The sequence below is a fragment of the Rhizobiales bacterium NRL2 genome (assembly GCA_001664005.1).
In the GTDB taxonomy this organism is placed as follows: domain Bacteria; phylum Pseudomonadota; class Alphaproteobacteria; order Minwuiales; family Minwuiaceae; genus Minwuia.
In genome coordinates this window covers 944,781-959,698 of record CP016093.1, presented here as the reverse complement: position 1 = coordinate 959,698, position 14,918 = coordinate 944,781, and the positions used below count along the sequence as shown (strand labels likewise).

The following is a 14,918-nucleotide window of genomic DNA, read 5'->3' as shown; positions in this document are numbered from 1 at the left end:
GGAGAGCAGAGAATGACCGGGAGGGGAGGCCCGTCATGATTCCGAACCAGCCCGAGAGCCCCTACTACACCGCCGCCCACGAGGCCTGGCGCGACACGGTGCGCCGCTTCGTGGAGAAGGAAATCGAGCCCTTCGTCGACGAATGGGAAGAGGCCGAACGGATGCCCCGCGAGCTGTTCCGGAAGGCCGGCGAGCTCGGCCTGATCGGCGCCCATCACCGCCCCGAGGCAGGCGGCATCATGGAAGACCTGTTCTACATGATCATCGCCGGTCAGGAGGTGGCCCGCGCCGGCGCGGGCGGCGTCTCGGCCAGCCTCAACAGCCACGCCATCGGCCTGCCGCCGATCACGCGCGCCGCCACCGAAGCGGTGAAACGGCGTGTCGTGCCGGCGGTGCTGTCGGGGGAGAAGATCGCGGCGCTGGCCATCACGGAGCCCTCGGGCGGCTCCGACGTCGCCAATCTGGAGACCACGGCCCGGCGCGAGGGTGACCATTACGTCGTCAATGGCCAGAAGACCTTCATCACCTCAGGCATGCAGGCCGACTACATCTCGACCGCCGTGCGCACCGGCGGCCCCGGCATGGGCGGCGTCTCCATGCTGCTGATCGAGGCGGACATGCCGGGCTTCAACCGGACGCCGCTGAAGAAGATGGGCTGGCACGCCTCCGACACGGCGACGCTCTATTTCGACGACGTCCGCGTGCCGGCGGAGAACCTGATCGGCGAGGAGAACCAGGGTTTCAGGATCGTCATGCAGAACTTCAACTTCGAGCGGCTGATGATGGCCGCCGGCTGCAACGGCTTCTCGCAGATCTGCTTCGACGAGACCGTGGCCTATGCCCGCGAACGCAACACCTTCGGCAAGCGCCTGATCGACCACCAGGCGGTGCGTCACAAGCTGGTCGACATGGCGATGAAGATCAACGCGACCCAGGCCTGGCTGGAGAATCTCGCCTGGCGCATCGACCGGGGCGAAAGCCCGGTGGCCGAGATCTGCATGCTGAAGAACCAGGCCACCCTGACCATGGAGTACTGCGCCCGGGAAGCGGTGCAGACCTTCGGCGGCGCCGGCTATCTGAAAGGCCAGAAGGTGGAACGCATCTACCGGGAGGTCCGGGTCAACGCCATCGGCGGCGGGGCCGAGGAGATCATGCGCGATCTCGCCGCCCGCCAGATGGGGCTCTGAGCCGCTACCAGGTCTCTCCGAACGGCCGCAGGTCAAGCTCGAAGGTCCAGGCGCTGCGGTGCTGGCAGTGCAGCGCCCAGTAGGCGTCGGCGATGGCGTCCGGATCCAGCAGCCCGTCCTCGCCGGCGCGCTTCGCCCGGTCGGGGAAGGCCCTGAGCAGCTTGTCGCCGGCGATACCCCCGTCCACGACGACATGGCCCACATGAATGCCGTCGGGGCCCAGTTCCCGCGCCGCCGCCTGGGCGACCGCGCGCAGCGCCGCCTTGGCCGAAGCGAAGGGCAGAAAGGGCGGCCGGGCGCGGAGCGAGGCCGTGGCCCCGGTGAAGATCATGGTGCCCTGCCCGCGCGCGCGCATGTGCCAGGCGACCGCCTTCGCGAACAGCGCGCCGCCGAAGGCGTTCTCCCGCCAGGCCTTCTCGAAGACCGCCATGTCCAGGTCGTCCAGCGTGCCGCGGCGGTTGTTGCCGACATTGTAGACGGCGACGCGCAGGCCGTTGCCCAGCGAATCGGCGTGGGCCATCAGGCGCTCCACGTCGCCGGCGTTCGTCGCGTCGGTGACGAAGCTCTCGGCGGTCACGCCGGCGTCGCGGATCTCGTCGCGGATCGCGTCCAGTCCGCCTTCGGTCCGGCCGGCCAGCACCACGTGGAAGCCCTCGCCGGCGAAACGGCGCGCAACCGCGGCGCCGACCCCCCGGCTGGCGCCGACACCCAGCACGACGGCGACGGATTTGTCTTCGATGGACATGTCGGCTCCTCCCCGGTAGGTCCTGCCGTCAGATGATGGGACAGACCGGGCGAGAGGCAAGCGGCGATGACGGCATGGAAGGTCTACGGACTGAAGAACTGCGACACCTGCCGCAAGGCGCGGAAATGGCTGGCGGCCGAAGGCGTCGCCCATGACTTCATCGATGTCCGCGCCGACGGCGTCGAGGCGGCCGACATAGGGCGGTGGGCCGCGGCGGTAGGCTGGGAGAGCCTGATCAACCGCCGCGGCGCCACCTGGCGGGGGCTTTCGGAGCAGGATCGCGCGGCGGCCCTGGGCGGGGAGGGCGCGCCGGGGCTGGTCGCCGCGCAACCGGCGCTGGTGAAGCGGCCCGTGTTCGAGAACGGACCCCGCGTTCTGGTCGGCTTCACCGATGCGGTGAAGGCGGAAGTGAAGGGCTAGGCGCAGGCGGGCCGGGGATGGCATGGCCGGCCGGCCCGCCGTCTCCACAATTCAGCAGGCACGCGAGCCAGCCAGACCATCCCTCGCACGCCGATCGCCTATCCCACCAGCCGCTGCCAGCCATCGCGGACCTTGCGCACCACGGCGTCATGGTCGGGATGGCGGGCGTTGAGATAGGCATCGGAGGCCTGCAGGCGCCTGAGCGCGGCCTCGTCCATGCCGGCGGCCGGCTGGTCGCGGTGGCCCGGCACGCCGCGCTCGGTCAGGCGGTCGCGCAGTGCCTTCAGCAGCATCACGCCGCGAGCATCGGAGGCCAGTTCCTCCGCCGCCTCCAGCAGTTCGGGCCGGTCCGCGAAGTCGCGCTGCAGCAGCGCGCCGAACCAGTGGCCGACCTCCTGGCAGACCTCGTCGCAGCGGTGGCCATAGGCCTCCTTCAACTGCGCCATCTGGGCCGTGTGGAAGGCTTCCGGATCGCGGGCATCGGCTTCGGCGCGGGCGAAACCCTCGACCAGTTCGCCGAAGGCTTCCTGCGAAAGACCATGCTTCTTCGCCCAGGCCATGGCCGCGGCCGCCGCCGGGTCCGCCGGATCGATGGCGACGCGGTCGGCGATATCCTCGGGCACCCTGAGGTCATAGCTCTCCGGCGCCTTCATCCGGCCGGAAACCTGGCGGCGCAGGTCCGCCTGGCTCTTCAGCAGGGCGGCGAGGTCGATGTCGCCGGCCTCCCGGTCCCAGAACTGATCCGGCACTTCGTAGGCCGTATCCCGGTACGTGAACCGGTGCATTTTCCGGCCTGAATCGCCGCCGCCGGCGTAGTCGATCATGCTGGTGTTCATTTGCGTCCTCTCTCGACCATGTTGATGATTGTCCGAACGATGAAACGCTGACCTTCCAGGTGACGCAGCCGGTGGTCCTCGATCTCCGGGCCGGCAGCGATCTCGACGGTCAGACCGCGCAGATGAGCCAGCGCCGCGTCGCCGTCCGCGCCGCGGAAACAGCGGGCGAAGATGCGGTCCAGTTCAGGGCCGGCCATCGTCGCCGCCCAGCGCCTGCGCCACGTGAACGCCGAAAAGGAATCCGGCGACGAAGCCGCATAGCGGCAGCCAGAGCGGCAATTCGGTCATGGGCGTCAAACGGGCCTCCTCTCGCATCACGCCGCCGGCGCAGCGGCCGGCGAACGCGATCCTTATACCGCCGAAGACGGTATATTTGCAATCATTACTTCGGCGTATTCGGTATTTTTGCTTGCGCCCATGTCAGGTGGCGCTATCCTCGGAAGCACAGCATCGGCCAACGAGGAGCATCGACATGCCGGGAAAGCGCCGGGGGCGGCCCCGCATCATCATCGGACGCACGGAAACGCGCCGCCGGCGCGACTGCCTCTGCTGCGGCACGGGGTTCACCAGCCACGGACCGCACAACCGGCTGTGTTCGCGCTGCCGCGACGATGACGGGGACTATTCGTCGCTCGGATTCATCCAGCGGCGGTGAAGGGTCGTGGCCAGACCGGCCGGCTTCGGGCTCGTCCCGCGCTCAGTCGAGCCTGACGTCGACGATGACCGGATGATCGCCGATGGGCAGCAGGTGGGTCACGAGGCCGCTTGCCGGACGATAGAGGTGCAACAGCGCCTGCGCCGGCTCGTCCATGATCGCCACGCCGTCCTGCCGCTCGATGTCGAAGGCAATCTGATGCGAGGTGCTGGGGCAGGTCATGGCCAGCCGTCCCCCGAACATGGCGGTGAAGGGCCGGTGCACATGGCCGGCCACGACACGGACCACCTGGCCGGAGCGCGCCAGCAGTGATTCCAGCGCCGCCCCCCCGCGGATCAGACTGTGGGCGTCCATCTTTTCGATGCCGCCCGGAAAGGGCGGGTGGTGCAACGCGACAATGGTCGGCTTGGAGGTTTCCTCGGCCAGACGCGCCTCCAGCCAGGCCAGCCGCCGGGCGCAGAGTTCGCCGCCGATCTCGCCCGGAATCTGGGAATCGAGGGCGATCACCCGCACGTCCAGATGGTCGACCGTGTAGTGCACGAAAGGACCGTCCGGCAGGTAGCCGTGATCGTCGAAGACCGCGCGCAGGTGGTCGCGGTCGTCGTGATTGCCGACCATCAGCCGGATCGGCGCCTCCAGGTCCGCCAGCACCGCCTTCAACCGCTCGTACTCGCTCCGCCGGCACTGGTCGACCAGATCACCGCTCGCCAGCACCAAGTCCGGCTGCGGCTGCAGACGGTTGATCCAGGCCACGGCCCGGGCCAGCCGGTCCGCCTGGCGGACGATCCGGTCCGACGGACTGTCCGGATCGGAGACGTGCAGATCGCTGATCTGGACGATCATGGACATGGGTCAGGGATCCCGTTCAGGCCTCGTCGACGATCGCCAGCATGTCGGGGATGGTGACGAACTTCCGACGCGGCGCCGCCTCCGGCGCGTTGGCCTGCTCGGCCTCGTCGATCTTCATCCAGTCCTCATAGTCGGTGTGGCGCAGCCCGCGGCCCTGCAGCAGCGTGTCCAGCCCCGCCCCGCCGGGCTTGCCGGCGCCCTGGCCCAGATCCTCGATCACCAGCCGGGCGACGTCCTGCGCGTCCGGGCGGTTGGTGCCGATCGTGCCGGTCGGCCCGCGCTTGGCCCAGCCGACGCAGTAGACGCCGGGGCCGACGCGGCCATCCTCGTTGACGATCTTCCCCCACTCCATGGGCAGTCCTTCGACCTCCCGGCTGACATAACCGATGCAGGTGATGACGATGCCGCAGGGGATGTCGAAGATCTCGCCGGTGCCGATGGCGCGGCCGTTCTCCAGGCGCGTGCGTTCGACCCGGATGCCGGTGACCCTGTCGTCGCCCAGCACTTCGACGGGCCGGAGGAAGAACTCGAAATGCACCGTCTTCGGCTTGGTGCCGGAGCGGTTCTGGCGGAAGCCCTTCAGCACCTCCAGCACCGGCTTGCGGCTGCGCGCCTCCCTGGCTTCCATGTCCCCGGGCAGTTCCTCGGGAATCTGGTCGTCGTGCACGACGGAGACGCCTTGCTCCAGTTCGCCCATCTCCCGCATCTCCGCGATCGAGAAGCTGGCCTCGACGGGGCCGCGCCGGCCGAGGATGTAGATGTCGCGGATCGGGCTGTTGTACATCGCCTCGCCGGCGTCCTCGAAAACGTCGGAGGCCTTCATCTCGTTCGCGGTCCGCGCCAGCAGCCGGGCGCAGTCCAGCGCCACGTTGCCATTGCCGACGACGACCGCCGATTCGGTGTTCAGGTCCGGGTCGAGGTCGACGAAATCGGGATGACCGTTGTACCAGCCGACGAAGGCGAAGGAGCCGTAGACGCCCTCCTTTTCCTCGCCGGGCACGCCCAGCGGCCGGTCGCCCTCGGCGCCGAAGGCGATGATGACGGCGTCGTAGATCTCCCTCAGCTCGGCGACGCTGACGTCGCGGCCCAGCATGACATTGCCCACATAGCGGACATTGTCACGGCTGGCGGTCTGGTCGTATTTCCGGGTGACGTTCTTGGTCTTCTGATGATCGGGCGCGACGCCGGAGCGGATCAGCCCGTGCGGCGTCGGCAGCCGGTCGATCAGATCCACGTGCACCGTCTCGTCCGCCGAGGCCAGCGCCTCGGCCGCGTAGAACCCCGCCGGCCCCGCGCCGACAATGGCCACCTTCAAACTCATCTATCGGTTCCTCCCCTTGCGGCGGCCTGTTGCCGGCCCCCGTTCTCCCAGTCAATTCCCCCGAAGCGATCGTAGTAGGCCGCGCGCGGCTTGGGTAGACGTCCGGCGCGCGTTTCCAGCACCGCCATGGCATGGCGCGCCGCGCCGGCATGGATGGCGCGGTAGATGGCCGCGCACAGGTCGCGCGCCCGCTGGCCCGGCCAGTCCGCTGGCAGCAGCTCGGCCGGCAGCATCGGGTCGCGCAGGGTGACCCGGCGGAATTCGTGGATCAACAGGGTACGGACCACGAAACGGGCGCGGTCGTCCAGCCCGGCGGCCTCCGCCAGCACCGGGCGGAAAAGCTGGATGAATTCGCGGTAGCCCTGCTCCAGCGCCGCATGATCCCAGGCATGCGCCACCAGGCGCCGCACGGGGCCGAGCCCCTCCGTCAGGGCGCCGTCCGAGTGGAAGGCCACGACATCCTCGGCGGCGCCGGCCTCCTCCAGCAGGTCGCGGGCCGAGGCGAAATCGCCGTCGGGGCGGACGAAGACGCCGGGCGACGGGCTGCCGAAGCCCTGCAGCAGCAGTTCCCGGCGCAGCTTCTCCCGCACCTCCGCCGTCGACGGCCCCAGGATCAGCACCAGCCATTCGCCGCGCCATTCGGGCGGCGACGGCCGGTAGATGCGGCTGTCGCCGGCGGCCGAAATGCGCCGCGCCGAGGACGTCAGATCGTAGAGGCTGCGCCGGCCGATCTGCTCCCGGGCCAGCCAGTTGTCCTTCTGCAGGCGGAAGACCGAGGTCCGGACCACCCGCTCGTTGAGGCCGAAATCGCCCATAAGCCGGATCAGGCTGCCCAGCCACACGGCCTCGCCGTGGGCGGCGATGGTGTCGCCCCAGACGGTCACGATCAGCGACGGCGCGCGGATGGCGATCCGCTCGATCAGTCGGCCGGCGATGTCGGGCAGGGGTGCGGCGGTCGCTTCGGGCATGGGCGCCGAGATTAACCTGTTCGCGGGGGCTTTCAACGACCGGGCGCTTGAAGGCGGCGCGGCGGCGGTCTTAAGTGATGTTCGAGGAACGAACCGGGGAGAGACATCAATGGCGCGCTCGTTCGCATCGACCGACGTCAACGAGGAGAAGGAGATCTCCTTCGAGCAGCTCACCGAAAACGCTTGGGTCTATGTGGAGGAAGGCGATCCCACGTCCGGCGTGGTGATCGGCGATGACGGAGTGATGGTGATCGACACCCGCGCCACGCCCATCGCCGCCGAAGACCTGAAACGCCGCGTCGCCGCGGTCACCGACAAACCGTTCAAGTACGTCGTGCTGACCCACTATCACGCCGTCCGGGTGCTGGGCGCCGCCGCCTACGGGGCGGAGCACGTGATCTGTTCGGAGCCGACGCACGACCTGATCCGGGAGCGCGGCCAGCAGGACTACGATTCGGAAGCCGGACGCTTCCCGCGTCTGTTCCGCGGCATCGAGAGCATTCCGGGACTGACCTGGCCGACCCTCACCTTCAGGGAGCGCATGACGGTGATGATGGGCGGTCTGGAGGTCCAGATCATCCATCCCGGCCGCGGCCACACCAAGGGCGACACGGTGGTCTGGCTGCCCGAACAGCGGGTGCTGTTCTCCGGCGACCTGGTCGAGAACGGGGCCACGCCCTATACCGGCGACGCCTATCTGCGCGACTGGCCGCAGACGCTGGAGAAGCTGCGCGCGCTGCAGCCGCTCTACCTGGTGCCGGGGCGCGGCCCGGCGATGACGACGCCGGAGGATTGCGAGGCGGCGATGGCCGGCACCGAAAGCTTCATCCGCGCGCTCTACGAGGGCGCGAGCCAGGGCGTCGGCCAGGACCAGTCGCTGAAACAGGTCTACGACAGCGTGGTGCCGCGCCTGGAGGAGAAGTACGGCCACTGGTCGATCTTCGACCACTGCATGCCCTTCGACATCTCCCGCGCCTATGACGAGGCCGCGGGCATCGAGCATCCGCGCATCTGGACCGCCGAACGCGACCGGGAGATGTGGAAACAGCTCGAGGACGGCTGAGGTCCTCCGCGTCAGCCAGGGGCATCCCCCACCCTGCCCCCTTCCCGGAAGCGGCGGTCTTTTCCTGTCACCCCCGCCCTGTGCGGGGGTCCGGAGCGGCTTCGCCGCGAGTCATGTGGATAACCGGATGCCCGCACAAAGCGGGCATGATCCCGTTCGGGGGGACGGACCCGGATCCGAGGGCGCCAATCCCGGGCAATTCAATCGGAAGTTGTTCCGCTCCCACTCCTCGGTTCCAGCGCCTTCAGGAAGGCGATCAGGTCGTCGCGGTGGGAGCCGCGGCGCACGCCCTTGAAGACCATGATGGAGCCGGGAATGAAGTCCCGCGGGTGGCGCAGGAACGCGTCCAGATTCTCCTCGGTCCAGATCATCCCCTCCTCGCGGCGGGCCAGGAAGGCGTCGGAATAGCGGTAGCCTTCCTCGGCGCCCACGGGCCGCCCCACCACGCCCGACAGATCCGGCGCGGTCAGCGGATCGCCGGGAATCGGGATGTGGCACTGCTTGCAGAAGCGCATGAAGATCTCTTCGCCGCTGGCGGCGTCGCCCTCGCCGGCGGCGGCGGGCAATGAAAGGAGCGTGGCCAGGCAGGCGGCCAGGATCAGTCGCATGTCGTCTCACCGTTCCGTTCGTGCGTGGTCTCGTGCCCGTCCGGTCTGGCCCAGCGCGCAGACGTGGACAATGCGCGCCGTCACGCCTCAGCCCGCCCCGGCGCCCAGCCCCCAGGGCGCGCCCCAGGCCAGACTCTCGGACGTCGTCGTGGCGGGACGGTACTCCAGGCTGACCCGGCCGTCATAGCCCAGCGCGTCGACCTGTTCGAAGAAGAAGGCGAAGTCGATCTCGCCGCGGCCCGGTTCGTGGCGGTCCGGCGGATTGGCGATCTGCACATGGCCGATGCGGTCGAAGGCGGCGCGGAAGCGGTGCACGATGTCGCCGCTCATCACCTGCACATGATAGGCGTCGAACTGCAGGAACACGTTGTCGCGCCCGACCCGGTCGAGGATGCGCAGGGCCTGGTCGACCGTGCGCAGGAAGTAACCCGGAATGTCGCGGGTGTTGATCGGCTCCAGCATCAGCCGGACTCCCGCTTCCGCCGCCATCGCGGCGGCGCGCTGGACATGCTCGACGAAGGCGGCCTCGGCGGTGGCGTCGCCGGGCTCGGCGCGACCGGCCAGTACGTGGACGCGCGGCGCCTCCAGGAAGCGGGCGAGGTCGAGCGTCCGCTCCGCCTCGTCCAGGAAACGCTCCGTCGCCGCCGGGTCGACCGCCGCACCCCTGTCGCCGTCGGCCATGCGCGGGATCGGCATGTTGATCAGCGTTATGCCGAGGCCGTGGCGGTCCCGTTCGGCGCGCATAGCCTCGCGGTCATGGATGTGGGGGTTGAGGATCTCGACTTCGGTGAAGCCGTGCGCGGCGGCGGCCTCGAACCGCTCCAGGAAGGGCAGTTCGGTAAACAGCATGTCGATGTTGGCGCTGAAGCGGGGCATGATGCAGATTCCCTTCCCTCACAAACGGAACGCGGGCCGCGTCGAGACTTGACTACCATCGCCGACGACAATTCCGAACAGAAACGCGGCGGGGCCGACCGCTCCGTGGCCCCGCGGCTGGAAGTCGCCGGCGGCGTGGCGCACGCCCATGGCGCCTGGTCGGTCGCCCACGCCCGTTCGCTGGACCGGCAGGCCGCCGCCGCGCCGGCGGACCTGACCGCACTCGATATCTCCGGCGTCACCTGGCTGGACACCTCCGGCGCCTATCTGCTGGTCCGGCTGGCCGACCGAACCGGCGCCCGCATCGACGGCGCGAGCGAGGTCCAGCGCCAGCTGATCGAACGGGTAGCCGACCTCCATGCCCGGCCCGTGGTAATGCCCGACGATGGCAACCCGGTGGTCCGTCTGGTCGCCGCCCTTGGCGAAGGCGCGCTGGCCGCCGGCGCCCGCGCCGCCTCCATGGTCGGCTTCCTGGGGGCGACGATCGAGTGCGCGGCGCGTACCGCCCTCCGTCCCGGCCGCCTGCGCCTGACCGCCACGGTCCACCATATGGAGCAGGCCGGCGTGAAGGCGTTTCCCATCGTCGCCCTGATCTCCTTTCTGGTCGGCGTCGTGCTCGCCTTTCAGGGGGCGGCGCAGCTCGAACGCTTCGGCGCGCAGATCTTCACCGTCAACCTGATCGGCATTTCCGTGCTGCGCGAGATCGGCATCCTGCTGACCGCGATCGTCGTCGCCGGCCGCTCGGGCAGCGCGTTCGCCGCCCAGATCGGTTCCATGAAGGTCAACGAGGAAGTCGACGCCATGCGGGCGCTGGGCCTCGACCCGATGGAGGTCCTGGTGCTGCCCCGGGTGCTGGCACTCTGCCTGATGATGGGGCCGCTGGCGCTGCTGGCCGACATCAGCGGCCTGATCGGCGGCGGACTGATGGCCTGGGTGGCGCTGGACATCCCGCCCTCGCTGTTCGCGGAACGGCTGATGTCGGCGGTCAAGCTGTCGACCCTGCTGGTGGGCCTGGTCAAGGCGCCGGTCTTCGGGGCGCTGATCGCCATGGTCGGCTGCTACGAGGGACTGCGCACCGCCGGCAGCGCGGAATCGCTCGGCCAGCAGACCACGCGCGCCGTCGTCGAGGGCATCTTCATCGTCATCGTCGCCGACGCCATGTTCTCGGTCTTCTTCAACCTGATCGGGGTGTGAGCGATGGCCGACCCGATCATCCGCGTCTCCGGCCTCGTCACACGCTTCGGGCCCCAGACCGTGCACGACGGCGTCGACCTGGAAGTGCGCCAGGGCGAGGTGCTGGGCGTGGTCGGCGGCTCGGGCACCGGCAAGTCGGTGCTGCTGCGCGCCATAATCGGCCTGCTCCGGCCGAGCGCGGGACGCATCGAGGTCTTCGGCGAGCACCTCGGCGCGCTCGATCCCGACCGCCGCCGCCTGCTGGAACGGCGCTGGGGCGTGCTGTTCCAGAACGGCGCCCTGTTCAGCTCCCTGTCCGTCGCCGAGAACGTGGAAGCGCCGATGCGCGAGCATACCGACCTGCCGCAGGGGCTGATGAACGAACTGGCGGGGCTGAAGATCGCCATGGTCGGCCTGCCCGCGGACGCCGCGCCGAAATACCCATCGGAGCTGTCGGGCGGCATGCGCAAGCGCGCAGGCCTGGCGCGGGCGCTGGCCCTGGATCCGGAGATCGTCTTTCTCGACGAACCGACCGCAGGCCTGGATCCCATCGGCGCGGCGCAGTTCGACGAGCTGATCGGTGAGCTGTCCCGCGCGCTGGGGCTGACCGTGGTCATGGTCACCCACGATCTGGACAGCCTCTATGCGATCTGCGACCGTGTCGCGGTTCTCGCGGATCACAAGGTTCTTTCGGTAGCACCCGTCAGGGAGCTGGAACGGCACGACCATCCCTGGATCCGCGAATATTTCCACGGACCCCGCGCCCGCGCCGCGCGGGACAGCGAAGCGGAGTAGGCTGTGGAGACCCGGGCCAGCCATCTGCTGATCGGCAGCGTCGTGCTGATCTTCACCCTCGCCTTCTTCGGCTTCGCGATCTGGATTTCCCAGGCCGGGCTGGACGAGGCCAAGCGGGTCTACGATATCTTCATCCGCGGTTCGGTGGCCGGCCTCTCGGTCGGCGGCGATGTCCGCTACCGCGGCATCAAGGTCGGCTCCGTCACCGATATCCGCATCGATCCCGACGACCCCACCCAGGTCCGCACGGTGGTCGAGATCGACGAAGACGTGCCGATCCGCGAGGGCGACATCGCCACGCTGAAGCTGCAGGGCATCACCGGCGTCGCCTATGTCAACATCGAGGGCGCGGCCGCCAAGAGTCCGCCCCTGACCACGCCGCCGCTGGCGCCCAGGCCGATCATCCCCTCGGCGCCGTCGGATATCGAGAAGCTGTTCTCCGGCGCGCCGGAACTGCTCAGCCGGGCCATTGTGGTCACCGAACGGCTGGCCGATCTGCTGGGTTCGGAGAATCAGGAATCGATCGGCGGCATCCTGTCGGACCTGAAGACCGTCACCGGCACCCTGGCCGGCCAGGACATGCGCATCGACAGCGTGCTGCGCTCGCTCGACAGCAGCGCCGCGGACATCGCCGCGACGATGAAGAGCGCGCGCCAACTGGTCGACCGTTCGTCGGGCGTGATCGACGACGCGGAGGAAACGCTGGCGGTGGCCCGTGGCGCCATGACCGGCGTCGACCAGGTGGTTACCAAGGACGCCAGGGCGCTGATCGGTGAGCTGCGCCAGACCAACCGGGATCTGGGAGAAATGATGTCGACGCTGAACGGATTGCTGCAGAACAACGAGGAGTATCTGAGCAGCTTCGCCAATGACGGGCTGGGCGAATTCCAGCGCTTCATCACCGAGGCGCGGCTGCTGATCGCCTCGCTCTCGCGCCTGACCGAGCGGCTGGAGGCCGGCGGGGCCCAGTCGCTGTTCGGCAGCGGCGGCGCGGTCGTGGAGCGCAATCAGTGAGGCGCCGGTTCCGGGCCGGTCGGCCGCTCGCGCTGGCCGCGGCGGTGCTGCTGCTGACCGCCTGCGGCGGCATCCTGCCGGTGCCGAAAGCGCCCAGCAATCTCTACAACCTGTCGCCCAAGAGCAATTTCGATCCCGGTCTGCCCCGGGTCGAATGGCAACTCGTGATCGAGGAACCCGTCGCCGCCGGCGGCCTGGACACGGCGCGGATCGCCGTCAGACCCTCGCCGCTCGAGCTCGGCTATTTCGGCGATATCCGCTGGACCGAGCGCGCCCCGAAGATGGTCCAGACCCTGCTGGTGGAGAGTTTCGAGAACAGTGGCACCATCGTCGCGGTCGGCCGTCAGGCCATCGGTCTGCGCGCCGACTTCAGCCTGAAGACCGAGATCCGCGAATTCCAGGTGGAGGACTTCGGCGGCGGCAAGATCCGCGTGCGGATCAACGCCAAGCTGATCCGCCAGCCGCGCCAGATCATCGTCCGCTCCGCCAGCTTCGAGGCGGCCGTCGACGATCCGCCGACCGAGAGCATGGAAGATTCCATCCGCGCCTGGGACGAGGCCATGGGCACAGTACTGCGCGACATCGTCGAATGGACGATCGTCGAGGGTCAGCGCGCCTACGGACGCTGAGGCCGTCCGGCCTCCGGTCGAACGCCTTGCGGGCCCCTGACCCGGTCGGGGGAGGCGGGCATGGCGCCGCTGGGTGACGGCCGTGTTCTCAGCGGAACGGATCCCCGCCCCCGGTTCAGCCCTGGTAGCGCTTGCGGAGTTCGCCCTTCTGGATCTTGCCGGTCGCGGTCATAGCGAAGTCGTCGACGAACTCCACGACGCGGGGCACCTTGTAGGCGGCCAGATGTTCGCGGCAGTGCTTCTGCACGTCCTCGGCCGCGAGCGCCCTGCCCTTCCGGGTCTGGATGAACACGCCGACTTCCTCGCCGAACAGCTTGTCGGGCACGCCGATCACCGCGCAGAGCGAGACCGCGTCCAGCATGTAGACGACATCCTCGACCTCGGTGGAGTAGATGTTCTCGCCGCCGCGGATGATCATGTCCTTGGAACGGTCGACCAGGTAGAGATAGCCGTCCGCGTCCTGATAGCCGAGATCGCCGGTGTGCAGCCAGCCGCCGCGTAGGGTCTCCGCCGTCGCGTCCGGGCGGTTGAGATAGCCGATCATGTTCTGCGGGCCGCGGCTGACCAGTTCACCGATCTCGCCCCGGGGCACGTCGTTGTCGTCCGCGTCGACCACGCGGATGACGTTACCCGGCACGGGCACGCCGACCGAGCCGATCTTCTCGAAGGCCCGTTTCGACGACAGGGTGACGATCATGCCGCAGCTTTCGGTCTGTCCCATGGCGTGAACCAGGCCGGCATTGGGGAACATGTCCTGGACCGCCTGTAGCCGGTCCATGGCCATCGGCGCGGCGCCGAAACAGACCATCTTCACGTGGGAGAAATCGAGTTCGTCCTTCAGCGGGTGCTGCTCCATCATCAGAAGCTGCGAGGGCACCGCGAAGAAGGCGTCGATGCCGTGATCCGCGATCTGGCGCATGGTGCGCTCGGTCTGATAGCTGTCGACCACCAGCGTCGCGCCCAGCGCCAGGATCACCAGGAAGAAGACGTGGCTGGCGATATGGAACATCGGCGTGCAGGCCAGAAAGCGCGTCTCCGGCCCGGTGTGCTCCCAGGCTTCCGGACAAAGGACGGCGCCGGCCATCAGGCTGTAATGGGTGTGGATCACGCCCTTGGGCGCGCCCGTGGTCCCGGAAGTGTAGTAGATCGCCGCCGGGCTGTGGACGTCGATGCCCCGCGTCGGCTGCCACTCGCCGGCATAGGGCGGCGGCGGGTCGCGGTCGACCACGAAGCGCGGCACGTCGCGTCCCGCCATCGCCAGGGCGTCGTCGATCAGCTTCTCGAAGCGGGTCTCCTCGACGAACAGCACGGGTTCCGCGTCGCCGACCATGTAGCCCAGTTCGCGGGCCACAAGCTTGGGGTTGATCGGCACCGCGACGGCCCCGGCCGCCAGGATGCCGAAATACCAGATCGGATAGTGGTCGGAGTTGTCGACCAGCAGCGCGACCCGCTGGCCCGGCTTCGCGCGGTCCGCCACGAAACGGCGCACGGCCGCCACCTTCCGCATGAGCTGGGCATAGGTCAGAATGCGGCCATGATGGACGATCGCGACCTTGGCCGGAAACTGTTCGGCGGCCCGGGCCACCAGGTCGGCGAAGGTGGTCTCGCCGGCGATACCGTAATGGCGCTCAAGCTCCCGCGCCGCCGCCTCCGGGCTCAGGTCGTAGCGGCGCTCCCGGTTGTCCCAATCGGTCAGATTCACGTCCCGCGGCCTCCCCTTGGCGTTCGACCGGGGGAGAATAGGGCGTGCATGCGGCGATGCAACGGCGGCGCCGTGCC

General features: G+C 68.8%; 17 protein-coding genes. 8 read left to right on the top strand and 9 right to left on the bottom strand.

The genetic code is table 11. The features are described 5' to 3' along the window. Nucleotides 1-35: 35 nt before the first annotated feature. Nucleotides 36-1,187 (top strand): acyl-CoA dehydrogenase, encoded by a 1,152-nt coding sequence (locus TEF_04480; GenBank protein ID ANK80125.1) that lies wholly within the window; start codon nucleotides 36-38, stop codon nucleotides 1,185-1,187. A gap of 4 nt (nucleotides 1,188-1,191) precedes the next feature. Here the strand turns inward: TEF_04480 and TEF_04475 are convergent, their stop codons facing one another. Continuing rightward, on the bottom strand, nucleotides 1,192-1,932 hold the full coding sequence (locus TEF_04475; protein ANK80124.1) for a glucose 1-dehydrogenase: 741 nt from the start codon (nucleotides 1,930-1,932) through the stop codon (nucleotides 1,192-1,194). Nucleotides 1,933-1,998: 66 nt separating this feature from the next. Between TEF_04475 and TEF_04470 the strand changes: the two genes are divergently transcribed. Then, nucleotides 1,999-2,352 carry a hypothetical protein gene (locus TEF_04470; protein ID ANK80123.1) on the top strand — a complete coding sequence of 118 codons (354 nt, stop codon included), beginning with the start codon at nucleotides 1,999-2,001 and terminating at the stop codon, nucleotides 2,350-2,352. A gap of 98 nt (nucleotides 2,353-2,450) precedes the next feature. On the opposite strand, the gene TEF_04465 is transcribed toward TEF_04470, so the two are convergent. Both TEF_04465 and TEF_04460 read right to left on the bottom strand, forming a co-directional pair. Continuing rightward, entirely contained in the window at nucleotides 2,451-3,188 is a 738-nt protein-coding gene (locus tag TEF_04465) for a hypothetical protein (protein ANK80122.1), read from the bottom strand. Then, nucleotides 3,185-3,385: a hypothetical protein gene (locus tag TEF_04460; protein ID ANK80121.1), complete on the bottom strand. Its 201-nt coding sequence runs from the start codon at nucleotides 3,383-3,385 to the stop codon at nucleotides 3,185-3,187. The genes TEF_04465 and TEF_04460 overlap by 4 nt, the downstream gene beginning before the upstream one ends. 275 nt (nucleotides 3,386-3,660) lie before the next feature. Here TEF_04460 and TEF_04455 point away from each other — a divergent pair, with 275 nt between their 5' ends. Beyond that, the gene (locus TEF_04455) at nucleotides 3,661-3,843 is read left to right on the top strand and encodes a hypothetical protein (GenBank protein ID ANK80120.1); all 183 of its coding nucleotides are present in this window, start codon (nucleotides 3,661-3,663) and stop codon (nucleotides 3,841-3,843) included. A 42-nt stretch (nucleotides 3,844-3,885) separates the two neighbouring features. Here TEF_04455 and TEF_04450 read toward each other — a convergent pair whose 3' ends face one another. The 3 genes from TEF_04450 to TEF_04440 are packed head-to-tail and all read right to left on the bottom strand — an operon-like array spanning nucleotide 3,886 to nucleotide 6,981. Then, nucleotides 3,886-4,686, bottom strand: coding sequence for a hypothetical protein (locus TEF_04450; protein ANK83275.1), 801 nt, complete (start codon nucleotides 4,684-4,686; stop codon nucleotides 3,886-3,888). 22 nt (nucleotides 4,687-4,708) lie between these two features. After that, the gene (locus TEF_04445) at nucleotides 4,709-6,013 is read right to left on the bottom strand and encodes a hypothetical protein (GenBank protein ID ANK80119.1); all 1,305 of its coding nucleotides are present in this window, start codon (nucleotides 6,011-6,013) and stop codon (nucleotides 4,709-4,711) included. Continuing rightward, entirely contained in the window at nucleotides 6,010-6,981 is a 972-nt protein-coding gene (locus TEF_04440) for a phenylacetic acid degradation operon negative regulatory protein PaaX (GenBank protein ANK80118.1), read from the bottom strand. The genes TEF_04445 and TEF_04440 overlap by 4 nt, the downstream gene beginning before the upstream one ends. Nucleotides 6,982-7,090: 109 nt before the next feature. Here TEF_04440 and TEF_04435 point away from each other — a divergent pair, with 109 nt between their 5' ends. Next, entirely contained in the window at nucleotides 7,091-8,044 is a 954-nt protein-coding gene (locus TEF_04435; protein ID ANK80117.1) for an MBL fold metallo-hydrolase, read from the top strand. A gap of 200 nt (nucleotides 8,045-8,244) precedes the next feature. Here the strand turns inward: TEF_04435 and TEF_04430 are convergent, their stop codons facing one another. Together TEF_04430 and TEF_04425 are read right to left on the bottom strand one after the other, a co-directional pair. Then, on the bottom strand, nucleotides 8,245-8,652 hold the full coding sequence (locus TEF_04430) for a hypothetical protein (protein ANK80116.1): 408 nt from the start codon (nucleotides 8,650-8,652) through the stop codon (nucleotides 8,245-8,247). A gap of 87 nt (nucleotides 8,653-8,739) precedes the next feature. Beyond that, entirely contained in the window at nucleotides 8,740-9,528 is a 789-nt protein-coding gene (locus TEF_04425; protein ANK80115.1) for a hypothetical protein, read from the bottom strand. 105 nt (nucleotides 9,529-9,633) lie between these two features. On the opposite strand from TEF_04425, the gene TEF_04420 reads away from it, so the two are divergent. Genes TEF_04420 through TEF_04405 form a run of 4 tightly spaced genes read left to right on the top strand, consistent with a single transcriptional unit; the run spans nucleotide 9,634 to nucleotide 13,139 of the window. Continuing rightward, nucleotides 9,634-10,722, top strand: a complete 1,089-nt coding sequence (locus TEF_04420; GenBank protein ANK83274.1) for a hypothetical protein — start codon at nucleotides 9,634-9,636, stop codon at nucleotides 10,720-10,722. 3 nt (nucleotides 10,723-10,725) lie between these two features. Continuing rightward, nucleotides 10,726-11,496, top strand: a complete 771-nt coding sequence (locus TEF_04415) for an ABC transporter ATP-binding protein (protein ID ANK80114.1) — start codon at nucleotides 10,726-10,728, stop codon at nucleotides 11,494-11,496. Between the two features lie 3 nt (nucleotides 11,497-11,499). Next, nucleotides 11,500-12,510 (top strand): hypothetical protein, encoded by a 1,011-nt coding sequence (locus TEF_04410; protein ANK80113.1) that lies wholly within the window; start codon nucleotides 11,500-11,502, stop codon nucleotides 12,508-12,510. A gap of 32 nt (nucleotides 12,511-12,542) precedes the next feature. Continuing rightward, nucleotides 12,543-13,139 carry a hypothetical protein gene (locus TEF_04405; GenBank protein ID ANK83273.1) on the top strand — a complete coding sequence of 199 codons (597 nt, stop codon included), beginning with the start codon at nucleotides 12,543-12,545 and terminating at the stop codon, nucleotides 13,137-13,139. A 115-nt stretch (nucleotides 13,140-13,254) separates the two neighbouring features. Here the strand turns inward: TEF_04405 and TEF_04400 are convergent, their stop codons facing one another. After that, entirely contained in the window at nucleotides 13,255-14,841 is a 1,587-nt protein-coding gene (locus tag TEF_04400; GenBank protein ID ANK80112.1) for a hypothetical protein, read from the bottom strand. Nucleotides 14,842-14,918: the final 77 nt, after the last annotated feature.